Raw genomic sequence first — 16003 nt, 5'->3', positions numbered from 1 at the left:
CGGGAATTGCTACGTAGAAGTTCGGTTCTACGATCCTTAAACTATCAGCAATCACATTACCATCTTTATCAAAGGAGTTGATAGTTTGAATTACTGCACTAGCTGTGCATCGGGGGTGGATTGTGGTTCCAAGGTGGTTATTACCAAGTATAAGTGAAATTTTATCCCAAAAGGAACTAATTGGAAGCGATGACAAGGTTGCTCTTTCCTCAGAGCAAGCAACTGTGATTGAAACTTGTTCAATAGGTGCTAGCAGTCACAGGACAAGAGAAGGGGCTAGCCCTAAGCATAGGGCAGCAGCAGCTAAAGCTCAACGGGAATGGCAAAGTGCGATCGCTACCTTGGAACAGTTGCTGTTGCCAGCGGTTTCAGGAAATGGATCAACAAGCCATAATCCCGAACACTCCTCGAAGCAAGGATTAATTCTAGCTGGTCCTGCACCAGTCTTAAGTGATCGAGAGCTACTGGCAAGTTTCGAGACTGGGATTTTTACGAACGACGCCTTGAATGCTTGGGCTTTTATGCCCTTCCAGCTACCTCCGGCTCAACCTGAGACTACTCCATTTGTAGAAAATACGACCTACAGGTTACCCCTGTTTCCAGGAGACCCCTTAGCTAACGAGCAGTTTTGTTTAGTGTTTACCAAAGACTTTAGCTTAGTCATGGTCTCTGGAGAAGACCACTTTGGGGTTCCAGGCTTTCAATTCTCCTTTGACCCAGAAGATATCCAACGTGTTTGGACATCACTGCACCGTAGACTATTACTGAGCAGTTCTCATCATCTCAAGCAGTTGGAAGCTTTAATGGAAAAATTTGTGCCAAAGCCCCCCGATTACCGCATTGTAATGAACTTTGGTCGTGGGCTTCTGAAGAATTTACCAGAACTGCCTTCAGTAGAACTGAGCCAGACTATACCGGTGACAATATCGGAGTCAAGAATGGTTCAGCCAAGACAACCTCAGGATCACAGGGATACGGTCAAAACTGGTAGTAACTCACAAAATGGGTCTTCTAGTACACCCTTTGCCAAGAAACAGAAAGGAAGCGAGCCTAACTGGCAACGATTGGTGAAAAATGAAGCGCGAGGCTTTCCTAGAATCTCTGCTGTTCACCCAAAAGAAAATTCTGAAGCTACACCTGACCTTGAGCTGCTCCGAGCTCTAACCCATGAAATCCGGACACCCCTAACTACAATTCACACGCTGACTAAACTACTGCTTAGACGTCGTGACTTGCCTCCAGAAGTCATGCGGCGTATAGAAATTATTGACCATGAGTGTAGCGAACAAATCAACCGTATGGAGTTGATTTTCCGGGCAGTAGAATTAGAAACCACAGCAGCCAAGCAAACCCCTGTTAGCCTGACCTGTATATCTCTGGCTCGGGTTTTTCACAACAGCATCCCCCGCTGGCAAAAACAAGCACAGCGACGTAATTTAACCCTAGATGTAGTCTTACCGCAACAGTTGCCAACAGTGGTCAGCCATCCTGCCTTGCTAGATCAGGTACTAACTGGCTTGATGGAAAATTTCACCCGGTCTATTCCAACAGGGGGTCATATCCAGTTACAGGTTACACCTGCTGGAAACCAGCTGAAGTTACAATTCCAGTCTCAGATTAATCCGGAAACAATTGCTGACGACCATTGCCCGACATTGAAGTCCCTTGGTCAGCTGCTGACTTTCCAGCCAGAAACGGGTAGTATCAGTTTGAATTTGAATGTGACCAAAAATCTATTCCAGGCGTTGGGCGGTAAACTAATTGTTAAGCAACGACCCCAACAGGGTGAGGTTATGACAGTATTTTTACCGTTAGCTGACCTGGCTAAGACACCCCTCCCTGGGATTGGTTGACCATTACCTCTTTTTAGGCTTTATAGGCAATTGGTAGCAGCACTTTAAATTGGGAACCTTGCCCGAATCGACTAACTACTGAAATCGAACCACCACCCCGTTGTAATAATTGTTGCACAATGGTTAAACCTATCCCTGCACCAAAGTCTTCCCTAGGTGTTGACCGACCCCGATAAAAACTGTCAAAAATCTTAGGTATGTCACTTTCAGCAATGCCAATACCTGTATCACTAAATATTAGCTGAACATACTTGCCCTTACGAGTTGCCTGTACTCTAACCTTACCGCCAGAGGGAGTAAACTTTAAACTGTTGTGCAATAGATTAATCACGATATGCCTCAATCCCACCTCTGAAAACAAGACTGAGGGGAGATTGGCGGGAATGGTGTAGCCGAGCTGGATGCCTTTTTCTTGGGCGAGGGGTTGATAGGTGCTGACAATACCAGGAACAATCTCTGCTAGCTGCAACGGCAAAGTTTGATCAGTTTGGGGGTCACCTTCTAGCTGAACCAGTTCTAGTAATCCAGCCACTAAGGAATTTAAGCGATCGCATTCTTTATAAAGAAGCCCAATATAACGTTGGCGTTGGGCTAGCTTCATCTGTGAGGCATCCAGCAGCTTCAGGGCAGTTTTCATGTTCGTTATCGGTGTCCGTAATTCCTGAGCCACTCGCTGGAGTATCTCATTACTCATATAAGGCTCAACCCTTGATAAGGAATTCTTCCCTACCACAACCGGCTCAGGAACTGCTGGGGGTGATGGCGGTGATGGGTTAGTCTCCCCGATTGGCTGTGTTGCCAGGGTATCCTGAACAATTTCTTCTGTACGTTGTACTTGTTTAACCAACAACTGGGTTAGTAGTGTATGATGAGAGCTTTGAGGGGGAGGTAAAAGGGTTTCCCAATGGCTGAGTTGCTTTGCTGTAGTGGTTCCAATAACTGTGCTTAACCCCTCTAAAAACTGCCTAATTACTGATTGATCAACGGTAAAAACAGCTAACAATGGTTGAGTGAGTTCACGATCAGCTAAATTTTCCGATTCCGATAGTTCAGGCTGGCAAGCCACAATTAAACTACTATAGTTCTCACAGAGAATGAGTAAGAAATACTCTTGTTGTAGTTGAGAGTCAGTCTCCAACTGTAGGGAAAACAGTTGAGAATCTTTGTTGAGGTTAACTACCTCTTCCCAGTCATCTTCTAAACCGTGGCACAGATAAATCGTTGTGGGTAAATCAACGTGTTGTTGATACCGTTGTATTTCTCTGTGCCAGCCCTCAGCTTGTGGCTTGACCCAAATTGTGGCTGAGATGTTTTGAGCAATTAGCAGGTCAAAGGTTGCTCTGACTAGAGATTTCAGGGTGACAGGAGTGATTTTCAGAGACTCGGGAGAGGCAAGAGTCTCTAAAACCAGCTGGTAGAGAGACAATTCTGGATTAGGTGGCAGGTTCATTTAGGATTAGAGGTGGTTTGGTTAAAGGTGGTTTGGTTCAAGCTTAAACGTTGACCTTCCATGTGATAATCTACAACCTGCCCGCTAAAATAGCTGTCAACTTGCTAACCTATAACCTGTAGCCTACTCATCAAAGCATCTCGGGCTTGCTCTCGGTCATCGAAGTGGATTTTTTCAGTACCCAGAATTTGATAATCTTCGTGACCCTTACCAGCAATTAACACTCCGTCCCCTGGTTGTGCTTGCAAGATGGCAGTCCGAATGGCGGTAGCGCGATCGCAAATTACCATTGGTTCCACTGATTTAGGAATCCCCTCTAAAACATCATCTAAGATGCTTTCTGGGTCTTCGGTGCGAGGGTTATCCGAGGTTACTACAGCAACATCAGCTAACTGAGCCGCTATTTTCCCCATCTTAGGACGCTTGGTGCGATCGCGATCACCACCACAGCCAAATACACAAATCATCTTGCCTTCAATAAAGGGTCGTGATGCCCTGAGTAAGTTTTCTAAACTATCTGGGGTGTGGGCATAATCGACAATTACACTAATATCCTGTTCCGGTTGAATTTGCACCCGTTCCATCCGCCCTGGCACTCCTGGAAATTGAGCCAAGGCTGCTGCTACTGATTCTAAATCCAAACCCAGCTCTAAAACTGTTCCTACTGCTGCGAGCAAGTTAGACAGATTGTATTGACCCACTAGGGGCGAATTAAAGCTAACCTCTCCTACTGGAGTATGCATAATTCCTCTAACCCCTGTTGGCTCATAGCTTAAGTCCTTCGTCCAGAAATCAGCGGATGGGTTTTGGATACTATAGCTCCATACTTGCTCAGTTGGTAACTGTTGGATTAACCGCTCTCCATAGGAGTCATCAGCATTAATAATTGCCCTACCTTTGAGATAGTCAGCACTAAACAGCTTAGCTTTAGCGCTGAAGTAATCATCCATGTTCTGGTGGTAGTCCAAATGGTCTTGGGTGAGATTGGTAAACACCGCCACCTCAAACGGACAGCCCTGGATTCGACCTTGGGCTAAGGCGTGTGAACTAACTTCCATCACTGCCATTTGCGCACCTGCTTTGACCGCTAACTGGAGCTGTTGTTGCAATTCAACAGCAAATGGTGTAGTGTAGCTTGCTGTTTGCTCAAAACCTGGCCAACGGGCATAGAGGGTACCCAAAAGTGCTGTGGGGATAGGACTAGAGCTACGAGCGAGCAGAAATTCAATCAGATGGGTAGTGGTAGTTTTGCCATTGGTACCAGTGACTCCAATCAGTCTTAGCTGCTGTGCTGGGTAGTCGTAGAAGGCTGCTGCAGTTTGAGCAGACACGGTGGTCATGTCATCGGCGGCAATTACACAAACTCCTGTTTCTGGTGAAAGTTCCTTGGGGGGGTGTTTGGCAGCCGCTTGGGGAGAAATTATCGCTGCCACTGCCCCAGATGCGATCGCACTTTCCCAGAACTCTCCACCATCTACCCTAGTGCCTGGCATCCCGATGAATAAATCCCCCGGTTGGCAGGCGTGGGAATTGGTACAGATGCCTGTAACGACCAAATCAAGACCCTCGGAGCTAGGCATTTTCACACTATTGGCAATTTTGGCTAATAATTCCCTTAGCTTCATATTTATCGCACCAAACGACACTATAAGATCTACCGAATCATCACAGCCACCAGTCAACTGTCAACCATCAAACCGTCAACCGTCAAACCGTCAACCTGATGTATCGCCTATTTTGACTCACTAACAGGGAAATATTTCCTTGACACTCCCCGCTTTAAAAAGACGGGGATTCCTAGATCTACGACCGGCCTTAAACCTCCGTGTCCGAGTGGCAATATCTAAACCTGAATCCCGTCAAGACAAAGATCCTAGTCTAGTTCACGAAAGACCCAGCGGGCTAGTCTCCTTAGGCGTTTAGTTACTTTATGAAAAGTGCCTTATAAAGTCCGTTGCTTTCCTGTTTCACTTGGTTCCGGCGTGCCCCGCCGTACCATTTTTCTCTCAAGTTGTGTCTTGCTGAGTTCACACACCAATTGTTAGTTGATGATTGGGTTTTTAAGGAGGACTTTCCCTACCCTCCGGGCATTACTACTTTTAGGTCAATAAGTTACGGGTCTCTGACCCGGCTCAGCCTCGGTTTTTCAGCCTGTACCCATATCTAAATGATACTCTAGCGCTAGGCAAGTGTCAACCTTTTTGGTGAAATTGCATCTAGGCGACTAAAGTCGCTAACTGGCTTTCATCCCCGGTTTAAAAACACGGGGCTTTCAGCCTTGGGAATTCCGTAACATTCGCTGCAATTGTTCAACGCTAGCACGAGGAGAGGGGCGAGGCAGGAGCTTTTCCTGACTACAGTGGTTGATACATAGTACTGGCACCTCATACTGATAGGATTGGAACCAATCCTCTCGACTCGTAATGTCTCGAACCTCTAGCTTAAAGTTTAAGCCTTCAATCATCTCTAGCTTTTCAAGTAATCCCTCACAAAGATGGCAACCGGGTTTACTGTAAAGAATTAATTCCATCAGGCAAGTTAGTTGAAAATTGTTAATTTAGAAGATAGTTTAATAAAGATAAGTGCAGCTTCGGCAAACATACCTGAAGAAACGCTAAAATGCTGGACAGCTACATTCGCCTTCATGGTAAGTCCATTTGAACCAGCCCCATGTCCACAGACCTTCGCCTCGTCTCAGAAAACCGTTGCTTTGGCGGTACAGTAGGTTTTTACACTCATCACTCTCAGAATTGTAAGACACAGATGGGGTTTTCCGTATACCAACCCCCTCAGGCGAAAGTCCAATCCGTTCCAGTTCTATATTACCTGTCAGGTCTGACTTGTACAGAAGAGAACTTTATGGTAAAATCAGCTGCTCAGCGATTTGCTGCCAAGCATGGATTGATGTTGGTTGCTCCAGATACCAGCCCTCGAAATACAGGAATTCCAGGTGAGGACGATGAGTGGGATTTGGGTTCTGGTGCCGGTTTTTATGTAGATGCCACCCTTGAACCTTGGTCAGCTCACTACCAAATGTATAGCTACGTTGTCCACGAGTTACCGGAGGTAATTGCCCAAAATTTCCCCGCGCAAGTTGAGAAACAAGGTATATTTGGTCATTCTATGGGTGGTCATGGCGCATTAATTTGTGCCTTAAGGAACCCCAAGCAGTACCTATCTGTTTCTGCTTTTGCTCCCATTGCTGCTCCCATGCGCAGCGCCTGGGGTCAGAAGGCATTCACCAATTACCTCGGGACAGACCAAGAGCAATGGCGAGCTTACGATGCCAGCGAACTGGTGCTGACAGCCAACTATAACCATACAATTTTGATTGACCAAGGCACCGCTGACCCCTTTTACGAGAAGCAGCAGTTGCTCCCTGAGGTGTTTGAGAAGGCTTGTGAAAAAGCAGATCAGCCCCTGACTTTCCGTCTCCAGGTCGGCTATAACCATGGTTACTACTTTATCGCCACCTTTATAAAAGACCATATCAGCCATCATGCTGAGGCTTTGTTGGATTGAACAAAATTCAGACAATCCCAAGCTTGCTGAAAAAGTCAAGGATTGAAAATGGAAAATGTAAAATTGGCAATTAACCACTTAAGATTAACCACTTAAGAATTAACTGGAAGACAATTAACCGGAAGTTAAGCTATGAACCGGAAGTTAAGCTATCAGCTATCAGCTAATGGCTGATAGCTGATAGCTTACGTCCTACTTTTAAGAATTGGTATTACCTGGCTTTGAGGACGGCAATATCCCAAAAAGAAGACGTGAAGACCGATCTATGCGATCGCACTGGGTTTTTTAGAATTGTGAACAGTTAGAGGAATGAGTGATTAGAGATGCAACCAAGTAACCCTAACCAGTTTACCGAAAAAGCCTGGGAAGCGATCGCACACACCCAAGATGTTGCTAAAGCCGCACGGCAACAACAAATCGAAACCGAACACTTGATGAAGGCGATGCTGGATCAAGATCGACTCGCTACCAGTATTCTGAACAAAGCGGAAGTCTCTGTGCAAGGGGTAAGGGAAGCAACGGAATCCTTTATCAAAAAACAACCTAAGGTTTCTGGTAATAGCGACTCCGTTTACCTAGGACGCAGCATGAATAGCTTGCTAGACCGAGCAGAGTCCTATCGTAAAGAATACCAAGACGATTATATCTCCATTGAGCATCTGATCCTGGCTTATCTGAAAGATGACCGCTTTGGTAAGTCATTATTCCAGGAGTTTAAACTAGATGAAAATAGGCTTAAACTTACCATTGCTGACATTCGAGGGAATCAGAAAGTGACCGACCAAAATCCAGAGGGCAAATATCTTGCACTGGAAAAATATGGACGTGATCTGACAGAGGCGGCGCGGGAGGGAAAGCTTGACCCAGTTATTGGCCGAGATGATGAAATTCGGCGCACGATTCAAATTCTCTCGCGCCGTACTAAAAATAACCCAGTGCTGATGGGGGAACCTGGTGTTGGGAAAACTGCTATTGCTGAAGGCTTGGCACAACGGATTATAGCGGGTGATGTGCCTCAATCCCTCAAAGACCGACAATTGATTGCTCTGGATATGGGCGCATTGATTGCTGGGGCTAAGTTTCGGGGAGAATTTGAAGAACGCCTGAAAGCGGTACTAAAAGAAGTTACGGATTCCCAAGGCAAAATTATCCTGTTCATTGATGAAATCCATACCGTCGTCGGTGCTGGTGCTTCTCAAGGAGCAATGGATGCGGGAAATTTGCTCAAGCCAATGTTATCTCGGGGTGAATTGCGCTGTATTGGTGCTACTACTCTCGATGAGTACCGCAAGTACATTGAAAAAGATGCAGCACTCGAAAGACGCTTCCAGCAGGTCTATGTTGACCAGCCTAGTGTAGCTGATACTATCTCGATTCTACGAGGTCTCAAAGAAAGGTATGAAGTTCACCACGGGGTTAAAATTGCCGATAGTGCTTTAGTGGCAGCAGCGACCTTGTCTACTCGGTATATTAGCGATCGCTTTTTACCAGACAAAGCCATTGACTTAATGGATGAAGCGGCAGCACGGCTAAAAATGGAAATTACTTCCAAGCCAGAAGAACTCGATGAAATTGACCGCAAAATTATCCAGCTGGAAATGGAACGGTTGTCTTTACAAAAAGAAACTGATCTCGCCTCCATCGAAAGACTGGAAAGACTGGAAAAAGAACTGGCTGATCTAAAAGAAGAACAGCGTACGTTGAATGCCCAGTGGCAATCAGAAAAAGATGTGATTGACCGGATTCAGGGGATTAAGGAAGAGATTGATCGAGTTAATGTAGAAATTCAACAGGCAGAACGGGATTATGACCTCAACCGAGCCGCTAAGCTAAAATACGGCAAGTTAGCCGAGTTGCAAAAATCCCTGGAAACTGTTGAGCAACAGCTAGCCGAGAACCAAACCAGTAGTCAATCCCTGCTGCGGGAAGAAGTTACAGAAGCTGACATTGCGGAAATTATCTCTAAGTGGACTGGAATTCCGATTAGTAAGCTGGTAGAGTCTCAGAAAGAGAAGCTACTGCACCTGGAAGAAGAACTACACAAGCGGGTGATTGGCCAAGAGGAAGCCGTTACTGCTGTTGCCGATGCTATTCAGCGATCGCGTGCTGGATTAGCTGACCCCAATCGTCCCACCGCTAGCTTTATTTTCCTCGGTCCTACCGGTGTGGGTAAGACAGAATTGGCAAAAGCCTTAGCAGCCTATCTGTTTGACACCGAAGAGGCTATGGTGCGAATCGATATGTCCGAGTATATGGAAAAGCATACCGTTTCCCGACTGATTGGTGCTCCTCCAGGATATGTGGGTTACGAAGAAGGAGGTCAGTTAACCGAATCCATCCGTAGACGTCCCTATGCGGTAATTCTATTTGACGAAATCGAAAAAGCACACCCGGATGTCTTTAATGTCATGCTGCAAATCCTTGATGATGGTCGAGTGACTGATGCTCAAGGGCATACCGTAGATTTCAAGAATAGCGTTATTATCATGACCAGCAATATTGGCTCCCAGTATATTCTGGATGTAGCTGGGGATGACTCCAAGTATGAGGAAATGCGGAGTCGGGTCATGGAAGCCATGCGCTCTAGTTTCCGCCCTGAATTCCTCAATCGGATTGATGAGGTTATTATTTTCCATACCTTACAAAAACATCAGTTGCGCAATATTGTCCAGCTGCAAACCCTGCGCTTAGAGCAACGGTTAGCAGAGCGCAAGATGTCCCTGAAACTCTCCGATGCAGCTCTTGACTTTTTAGCTGAATTAGGGTATGATCCGGTGTTTGGAGCACGACCCCTGAAGCGAGCTATTCAGCGGGAGTTGGAAACTCCTATCGCTAAGGGAATTCTCAGGAGTGAATTTAATGATGGGGACACTATCTTTGTGGATGTGAACAATGAACGGCTTTCCTTTCAGCGATTGCCTGCTCAGTTGTTGATTAGTGAGTCTATTAGTGAGTCTAATTGAAGTTGAGAAAGGTTCAAGGCTATGGTGTGCTGCAACCCTAAGGATTCAACTATTAGCGATCAGCTATCAGCTGAATGCTTAGGGCAAAAAACACACCCTAACCCTGAAACCTATGCCCTGCAGGCAGTCCCATAACACTTCCTTTTGGCAATACTTTTAGTTTCTCCCTATCCAAACATTTATCCAAGTAGGTGAGAACTTCTTCCGCTGGAATACTTGATACTATAGCGCCATAGTCATTGACAACCCTAGAGAATATCTGATTCACCTGATCTTGCAATTCGGGCATTGCCCTTACTGAGGTTTGTAGTCTCCCTAAAGGATGATTACCTGCCTTAATTCCCTTGGCTTTAGCGATAATCCAACTTGACAATAACTCTAATCTCAAAACCGCAAAGATAGGTTCATATCCTTCTCTCGCTTTTTTCTTCAAACCATCCACATCCTTCTGTCCTAGTGTCACCGTATGTTTGGTGGTAGTCTTCACTTCAATGGAAATATTAGGAAAGTAGGAGTGATTCCAACTATCGATATCTACACCTTGAGAGGAATAGTTTTCTACCTGAAAACCCAAGCGACAGAAGGTAATCGCTAGGAAAATTTGACAAGTTTTGCCAAACCCATTGTCCTTTCTAGACCGACTATTCAGGTGTTGTTTAATGCTGCTTAAATGGTTTAATGTTGATGCATCCATATGCAGAATGAAGAATGAAGAATTGAGAATTGAGAATTGAGAATTGAGAATTGAGAAGGGATAAAATTTAAAATTAAAGGTTGAAGCCAGAAACCAGAAGCCAGAAGCCAGAAGCCAGAATATATAATTCTACATTCTTAATTCTACATTCTTAATTTTACATTCTATTACCCATTAGCCTCGATAGTTGGTCCACGAGTTGGTGTCCACTGTCCCAATCGGTAGAGTTGGTTGGGCTTAGTTAGCTTGAAACTCAGCTGCTCGACGAAATCATCTTCTGAAGTGGCAATAATCAATTGTTTTTTATCCAATACCTGATCCAACACCTCAGCCAACCGTTCTTTATGGACTGGGTCTAGATTTTGCGACGGGTCATCTAGCACCATGAAGCCGATATTATGAGTCAATTGCTCTGAGGTGGCTAGGGCTAGAAATATACTCAAAGCAGCACAATTAATATCACCCTTGTTCAACAGTCGTAATGCAACTTCTGACTCTCCATATCCCACCGCCATCACTTCATATTTGTCTGGGTCAATCTCAATATCTGGAAAGTCACTACGATGGGCTAGCTGACGATAGATACTAGAAATTGCTGCTCTGGTAGCATCGATTTTTTCTTTAGCTGAGTTTCCTAGCACTTCCTGTACAGCTTCACCAATAGTCAACAATCGGTCACAGAAGGCTTCCAAGTCAGCTTTTGCTGCTTCAACTTCTTTATATTCAGGGCAATCTTGAATCGAAAACAAATTATCCACCTCTTGGCGATAACGAAGGACAGTAATAATCCGTTTAATGTTTTCTAAGTCTTGATCAATGCTATCGATACGCTGATTACTTTGCTCAACTGCGGTACGAATCCTACCTAATTCCTGATCTACGTCAGTAATGGCTTGATTGAGGAGAGCCAGAGCGTGAGCAGAGTCATTAATTTCTGTTTCTAAAGCTACTGCGATCGCATTTTTTGCTTGTTGTAATCTCTTATCCTTATCTAATCGTTCCCGTTGCAACCGCTCCAAGGTTTTAATCAATCTCTGGAACTCCTCTACTGCTGTTTCTAATTTCCGAATTTCCTTCTGAATCGGTTTTAGCTGTAACGCCATGTCTTGCTGCCAGGATTCTAATTCCTGACGCAACTGAACTGGATTAATTGGTGTAGAGCAAACGGGACAATTCTGTGCTTTATCTGGCTGTACTGAATCCAAAAATTTCAGGGTTTCGATAATGATACCGGCACGATTGTTGATAGTGTCTCGACTCGCTTTCTTTGCCGGTAACTCTTCTTGTTCAACTTGATTTTTTTTTTCCACAACTCCTGAGAGCGTGCCGTATTGAGCTTCCAGTTGCTGAATCTCGTTTTCTTTTTGGTTGAGTTCCATAACCTTGGTCTCAACGTTAGCTTTCAAACGATTTAATTCACTTTGCTGATTCAGCAATTCTTTCTGCCGTTCCCAGTCGGGTTGCGCATTACGTAATTGCTTAATTGCTTCCTTACCACCATCTACAAATCGTTCCAAATCATCACTAGTTTGGTATTTTGGTAAAGAGGGAACCAGCAATCCATAGTCTTTGGCAAACGTCTCAACTGCATTTTCAACCCCTTGGCAAATAGCTTTTGCTCCATTGAGGGATAGTTGGCTCAGGGGAATATCATGAAAAATTGCTTCTTCTTCCGCTAGACCTAAGTCATTTTCCTTAATCGCTTTTGCTGTCTCAATTTTGCTGATAATCTGACTAAACTCTTGATCAATTTTCTTAAATTCTTCCTGGGCTTTAGCTCGCTTAATTCCATCCAATAAATTGCGCCAATCCGTCAAACCCATGAGGCGATCCAGAGCATTTTTGCGCTCTTTTGGTTCCTGAATCAGTAGCGCACTGATAGTTTCTTGATGTAGGTACACACAACTCATGTAGTCAGACAATTCTACACCCAGTAGCACCCGCAATTCAGTTTCATCTTCATGACACGAGCCATTATTAATCTGATAGTAAAACTTGGGATTACCACGACGTTTGCGGTCACTCCGATATACCTTTAGGATTTCCCCATTCCCTTCAAAGATAACTTCGACAGTAGTCTCCCTTGAAGATTGGTTTTTCACTAACCAATTCTTGCGCTCTTCAATTTTAGTAGCACTTTTATTAGCGACATCTTTGCCAAATAGACACCACTCAATCGCATTCAGGGTACTACTTTTGCCTCCCCCCTGAGCTCCTACAATTAATGTGCAGGCTTGATCAAAGCGAAATTCCCGTTCTCCGGCTTGTTCAGGAAAGCCTCTAAACCCCTTTACCTTGACTGATACCAGTCGATAGTTTTCCATAGAAACCCTTCCTCATAGACCAATGGTAGCCATCAGTTTTGTGTAGGCTTTTTTGTAAGCACTTCGATGTTTTTCCAACCGATAACGAGCCATACCAGTCACCGCTTGTGATGAACCGCTATCAAACTCTTTGAGCAATTCCTCACTAAGGGCTATCAACCCTTGCTCATGGTCTGAATCAATGGCTTGATCTTTCAGTTCCTCAAATAATTTAGAATTGTCTTTCATTAGCGTTCGCGTAGCGTGGCCTACGGCCAATCGCATTAATTATTCCTGTAAGCCTATGCGCTACGCCCATAGGCTGATAGCACCTCAAGTAGCCCCTCAAGTAGCGCATAGGCTTACGGTGTGACCGTCAGGAAGAGCAGCGCTATCATAATAGACTATGAGCTGGTTATAAATAACTCAGCACTTAGTACTTACCATTTCGCATTCAGCACTGTTCAACCTAGATCAGCGGATTAACTCTTCTTCTGCTTAGGGGATGAAGCAGGTTTATTTTCCTCTATCCATTCTTCAATCAACTCCAATAAGATATGATTCATGGTGACTCCCTTGAGAGCGCACATAGATTTGAATTTTGCCCGTAAGGATTCAGGCAAAAATAGTTTATAGCTAACTTGTTTTTCTTCTGACACATCTTTTGACAACTTTGACCTCCCAATTATCCTACTAAGGGGTAAACAATTCAATAGGTATTTTAAGTTTTTTGTGTTATTTAGATATTTTGTGTTATTATAACCTTAGGAAACGCAAAGAAGCCAGCGGCACTGAGTCTGCTTAAATCTAGTTCGACCAGACTTTGTAGCCTATGGGCTGGTTAGCGCACTAGCTACAGCAGAGGTTCCCCAGGGATCTCTGCTTAACTCTTTGTAACTCTTACTCGTGCTACTAGCAAACCCAGTCAGGGGTGGTAGCTCAAAGGGAAACTTCTTGGATATCAGCTAAATTGGGTAGTAATTCCGTACTATCGTTACTCAACCTATTCCCGTAACGCTGACAACGCACTGCAAAGGTACAATCACCACATCGACCAAGGGATGCTGCTACTTGAGGAAAAGCTAAACCTTGATCTTGGTAGCCTTGTAGCCACCCAGCCAACTGGGTCAACAACTGAGTCAAATCCTCCCTAGTTTTCTGGTGTTGTGCGCTATTGTAGGTAAATTTAAGACTCTGGGCAGAGGGTTTGGATTTGACAAACCAGTAACTCATGGAAATTTGTTCTGGCCAATAATCGCTAGTTTCAGCTAAGACGTAGAGATACAGGCGTGTTTGCCAGTCTTGGCCTAACCACTCGCGGTTTTTAGGTTGAGGATAGGTCTTCCAATCAAGAATTTGAGCAGTGTCTTCCCCTGCAATCAATAAGTCATAGATCACAGTAAGCAGATAACCTTGAAAATACAGGGTTCGGCAATGTTCGGCTTCCCGGAAGCTTTCAGGCTCTGGGTGGGAAAGTTCTGGTGCGGCATTGACTAAACCAGTGAGCCAGTAGTCGAGTTGGGTATCCTCTTCTACTAAGGATGTGACTGGTAACCCAAGTTCCCGCTGTTGCATTAGTAGGTGAAAGCGGCTTCCCCAAGTAAGACGCTCTTGTTGTTCGGGAGACACGGGTGTTCCCAACTGGTCAAAGTAAATGTGTTGGAACTTACGGGGACAGGTTTCTAATACGTTCAGCTGTCCTTGGGATAGACGAGTCAGAGGTGCAGGAGGAGACACTGGTCAATGATAAGGGCGTTTGTATCTGGGTTGTAAACACACGAATTGCTGAAAAAGGCAAGAGGAATCCCCCCTAACCCCCCTTAATAAGGGGGGCGGGCAAAAGGCAATAGGGGAAAGATATACAGACTTTTCTTGAACAAGAAAAAAATACTTCCTAGGTTTAGATTTCATTTAGAAACGCTATATTAGCTAGTTTAGCGGAAGAGGTGGAAGTTTCCACACAGATATCGAATGCGATTGGCCTTGGCCTATTGGCCACGCGGGGCGCGTTTGGCCACGCTACGCGATCGCTTCCCCCTGGGGCTAACTCGCCAATCGAAAATTTGATTGCCACAGATTTTAGGGACATAATTGTTTTAGTTATATCTCGAAATTTAGTTGTTTTTATTGTCATCTCATCTCCGTATAATTCCCCTTAATAAAAAGCTTCCCCATCTTCCTGAGGGGGTGACATGAGCCCTGAAAAGCTTACTATATAAGACTTTGATGCCAATTATATCAGTAAAGATAAACTCCCAAATTGACCCTACGAATGATTTAATGGCAAGCTCAAACCTTTATAACTACGTCCAACGTCAGCCCAAAACAGCATGTATCTTTTTGTTACAGATGGCCTGAAATTATTACCCAGTAACGGTTTTACCTTGCTTGTCACCCCCTCAGCCCATCTTCCCATCTGGAGCTGTCCTTATACTTTTAATAATGGGTATTATTACTTAATATATTATTGATGATGCAGTTGTGGGTAAGTCCTGATCACTATCGTCATGTGTTGCTGCCATAGTAATGATGCTGCTATCCTCCCCCTAAGGAAATAATTTTCTTATCCCATACAGCAAGGTTTGGGACATAATTTTAAAGTTTTGTCGCAACAAAATTTTAAAAGCCTACTTAATTAATTTTTATATTGAATAAAATTTTATTATCGATGAAAACTTCATCTATTTCAGAAAATACTGCCCTAGCTACGGTACTGTTTTTTAACCGATGCTACCAACAGTATTTCAGTAATTTCAGGAGAAAACTATGTCTTTAGAAAATGTTAAAGCCTTCTACGAAAGGCTAGGCACTGATCAAGCATTCCGTGCCCAAATTCAAGGAGTAAACAGTAAAGATGAATGTCGCCAAATCGTGCAAAGCGCTGGCTATGACTTCACCCAAGAGGAGCTTGAAGACTATACTGGCCAATTGTTGGAGTCAAGTGCTGCTGAGGATGGTCTGAGGGATCTTGATCAACAAGAACTAGAAGCTGTTTTTGGTGGAGCTACTACAGGTATGGGCATAAAACCACCTATTTTTCAGCCAATGTATGGAGTGGTTTTTTGGCCGCCTAAAGATTGGTGGCCTCAGCCAATGTATGGCGTTGTCATAGACGATACTATCTAAGGAAGTTTGAGCAATAAGCTCAGGTTGATTCCGACACCTGACAGGGGGACATAAAGCTTATAACGTACACAGTGCAAACTCTATAGCCCGCT

12 protein-coding genes are annotated in these 16003 nt (G+C 44.4%); 4 read left to right on the top strand and 8 right to left on the bottom strand.

Translation table 11 applies throughout. The features are described from left to right. Positions 1 to 122: 122 nt before the first annotated feature. Entirely contained in the window at positions 123 to 1853 is a 1731-nt protein-coding gene (locus BJP37_RS02240) for a sensor histidine kinase (protein ID WP_075905685.1), read from the top strand. Between the two features lie 13 nt (positions 1854 to 1866). Here the strand turns inward: BJP37_RS02240 and BJP37_RS02235 are convergent, their stop codons facing one another. The 3 genes from BJP37_RS02235 to BJP37_RS02225 form a co-directional block, all read right to left on the bottom strand. Further along, entirely contained in the window at positions 1867 to 3303 is a 1437-nt protein-coding gene (locus tag BJP37_RS02235; protein ID WP_075896134.1) for a DICT sensory domain-containing protein, read from the bottom strand. A gap of 104 nt (positions 3304 to 3407) precedes the next feature. Further along, a complete protein-coding gene (locus tag BJP37_RS02230; protein WP_075896132.1) occupies positions 3408 to 4928 on the bottom strand; it encodes a UDP-N-acetylmuramoyl-L-alanyl-D-glutamate--2,6-diaminopimelate ligase in 1521 nt (506 codons plus the stop codon). Between the two features lie 647 nt (positions 4929 to 5575). Continuing rightward, a complete protein-coding gene (locus tag BJP37_RS02225; RefSeq protein WP_075896130.1) occupies positions 5576 to 5833 on the bottom strand; it encodes a glutaredoxin family protein in 258 nt (85 codons plus the stop codon). Between the two features lie 140 nt (positions 5834 to 5973). On the opposite strand from BJP37_RS02225, the gene fghA reads away from it, so the two are divergent. Together fghA and clpB are read left to right on the top strand one after the other, a co-directional pair. After that, the gene (gene fghA / locus BJP37_RS02220) at positions 5974 to 6825 is read left to right on the top strand and encodes an S-formylglutathione hydrolase (protein WP_075896128.1); all 852 of its coding nucleotides are present in this window, start codon (positions 5974 to 5976) and stop codon (positions 6823 to 6825) included. A gap of 323 nt (positions 6826 to 7148) precedes the next feature. Next, positions 7149 to 9788 carry an ATP-dependent chaperone ClpB gene (gene clpB / locus BJP37_RS02215; RefSeq protein WP_075896126.1) on the top strand — a complete coding sequence of 880 codons (2640 nt, stop codon included), beginning with the start codon at positions 7149 to 7151 and terminating at the stop codon, positions 9786 to 9788. A 97-nt stretch (positions 9789 to 9885) separates the two neighbouring features. Here clpB and BJP37_RS02210 read toward each other — a convergent pair whose 3' ends face one another. From BJP37_RS02210 to BJP37_RS02190, 5 genes are all read right to left on the bottom strand, one after another. After that, positions 9886 to 10482 (bottom strand): hypothetical protein, encoded by a 597-nt coding sequence (locus tag BJP37_RS02210; protein ID WP_075896124.1) that lies wholly within the window; start codon positions 10480 to 10482, stop codon positions 9886 to 9888. 167 nt (positions 10483 to 10649) lie between these two features. After that, positions 10650 to 12806 (bottom strand): AAA family ATPase, encoded by a 2157-nt coding sequence (locus tag BJP37_RS02205; RefSeq protein WP_075896122.1) that lies wholly within the window; start codon positions 12804 to 12806, stop codon positions 10650 to 10652. Positions 12807 to 12818: 12 nt separating this feature from the next. After that, complete coding sequence (locus BJP37_RS02200) at positions 12819 to 13070, bottom strand: hypothetical protein (protein WP_143727430.1); 252 nt, start codon at positions 13068 to 13070, stop codon at positions 12819 to 12821. Positions 13071 to 13267: 197 nt separating this feature from the next. After that, positions 13268 to 13456, bottom strand: a complete 189-nt coding sequence (locus BJP37_RS02195; protein ID WP_075896118.1) for a hypothetical protein — start codon at positions 13454 to 13456, stop codon at positions 13268 to 13270. 268 nt (positions 13457 to 13724) lie between these two features. Continuing rightward, positions 13725 to 14522 (bottom strand): PD-(D/E)XK nuclease family protein, encoded by a 798-nt coding sequence (locus BJP37_RS02190; protein ID WP_198953935.1) that lies wholly within the window; start codon positions 14520 to 14522, stop codon positions 13725 to 13727. Positions 14523 to 15551: 1029 nt separating this feature from the next. On the opposite strand from BJP37_RS02190, the gene BJP37_RS02180 reads away from it, so the two are divergent. Further along, positions 15552 to 15911, top strand: a complete 360-nt coding sequence (locus tag BJP37_RS02180) for a Nif11-like leader peptide family natural product precursor (protein WP_075896114.1) — start codon at positions 15552 to 15554, stop codon at positions 15909 to 15911. Positions 15912 to 16003 lie beyond the last annotated feature (92 nt).

This window comes from Moorena bouillonii PNG (assembly GCF_001942495.1).
Lineage (GTDB): Bacteria > Cyanobacteriota > Cyanobacteriia > Cyanobacteriales > Coleofasciculaceae > Moorena > Moorena bouillonii.
The sequence above is the reverse complement of the archived record's forward strand: the minus strand, read 5'-3'. Positions and strand labels throughout refer to the sequence as shown.

Coding starts and splice junctions, on each gene's coding strand:
- fghA (WP_075896128.1), top strand. CDS start 5,974: ATGTCCACAGACCTTCGCCTCGTCTCAGAAAACCGTTGCTTTGGCGGT.
- BJP37_RS02210 (WP_075896124.1), bottom strand. CDS start 10,482: ATGGATGCATCAACATTAAACCATTTAAGCAGCATTAAACAACACCTG.
- BJP37_RS02205 (WP_075896122.1), bottom strand. CDS start 12,806: ATGGAAAACTATCGACTGGTATCAGTCAAGGTAAAGGGGTTTAGAGGC.
- BJP37_RS02200 (WP_143727430.1), bottom strand. CDS start 13,070: ATGCGATTGGCCGTAGGCCACGCTACGCGAACGCTAATGAAAGACAAT.
- clpB (WP_075896126.1), top strand. CDS start 7,149: ATGCAACCAAGTAACCCTAACCAGTTTACCGAAAAAGCCTGGGAAGCG.
- BJP37_RS02235 (WP_075896134.1), bottom strand. CDS start 3,303: ATGAACCTGCCACCTAATCCAGAATTGTCTCTCTACCAGCTGGTTTTA.
- BJP37_RS02230 (WP_075896132.1), bottom strand. CDS start 4,928: ATGAAGCTAAGGGAATTATTAGCCAAAATTGCCAATAGTGTGAAAATG.
- BJP37_RS02180 (WP_075896114.1), top strand. CDS start 15,552: ATGTCTTTAGAAAATGTTAAAGCCTTCTACGAAAGGCTAGGCACTGAT.
- BJP37_RS02225 (WP_075896130.1), bottom strand. CDS start 5,833: ATGGAATTAATTCTTTACAGTAAACCCGGTTGCCATCTTTGTGAGGGA.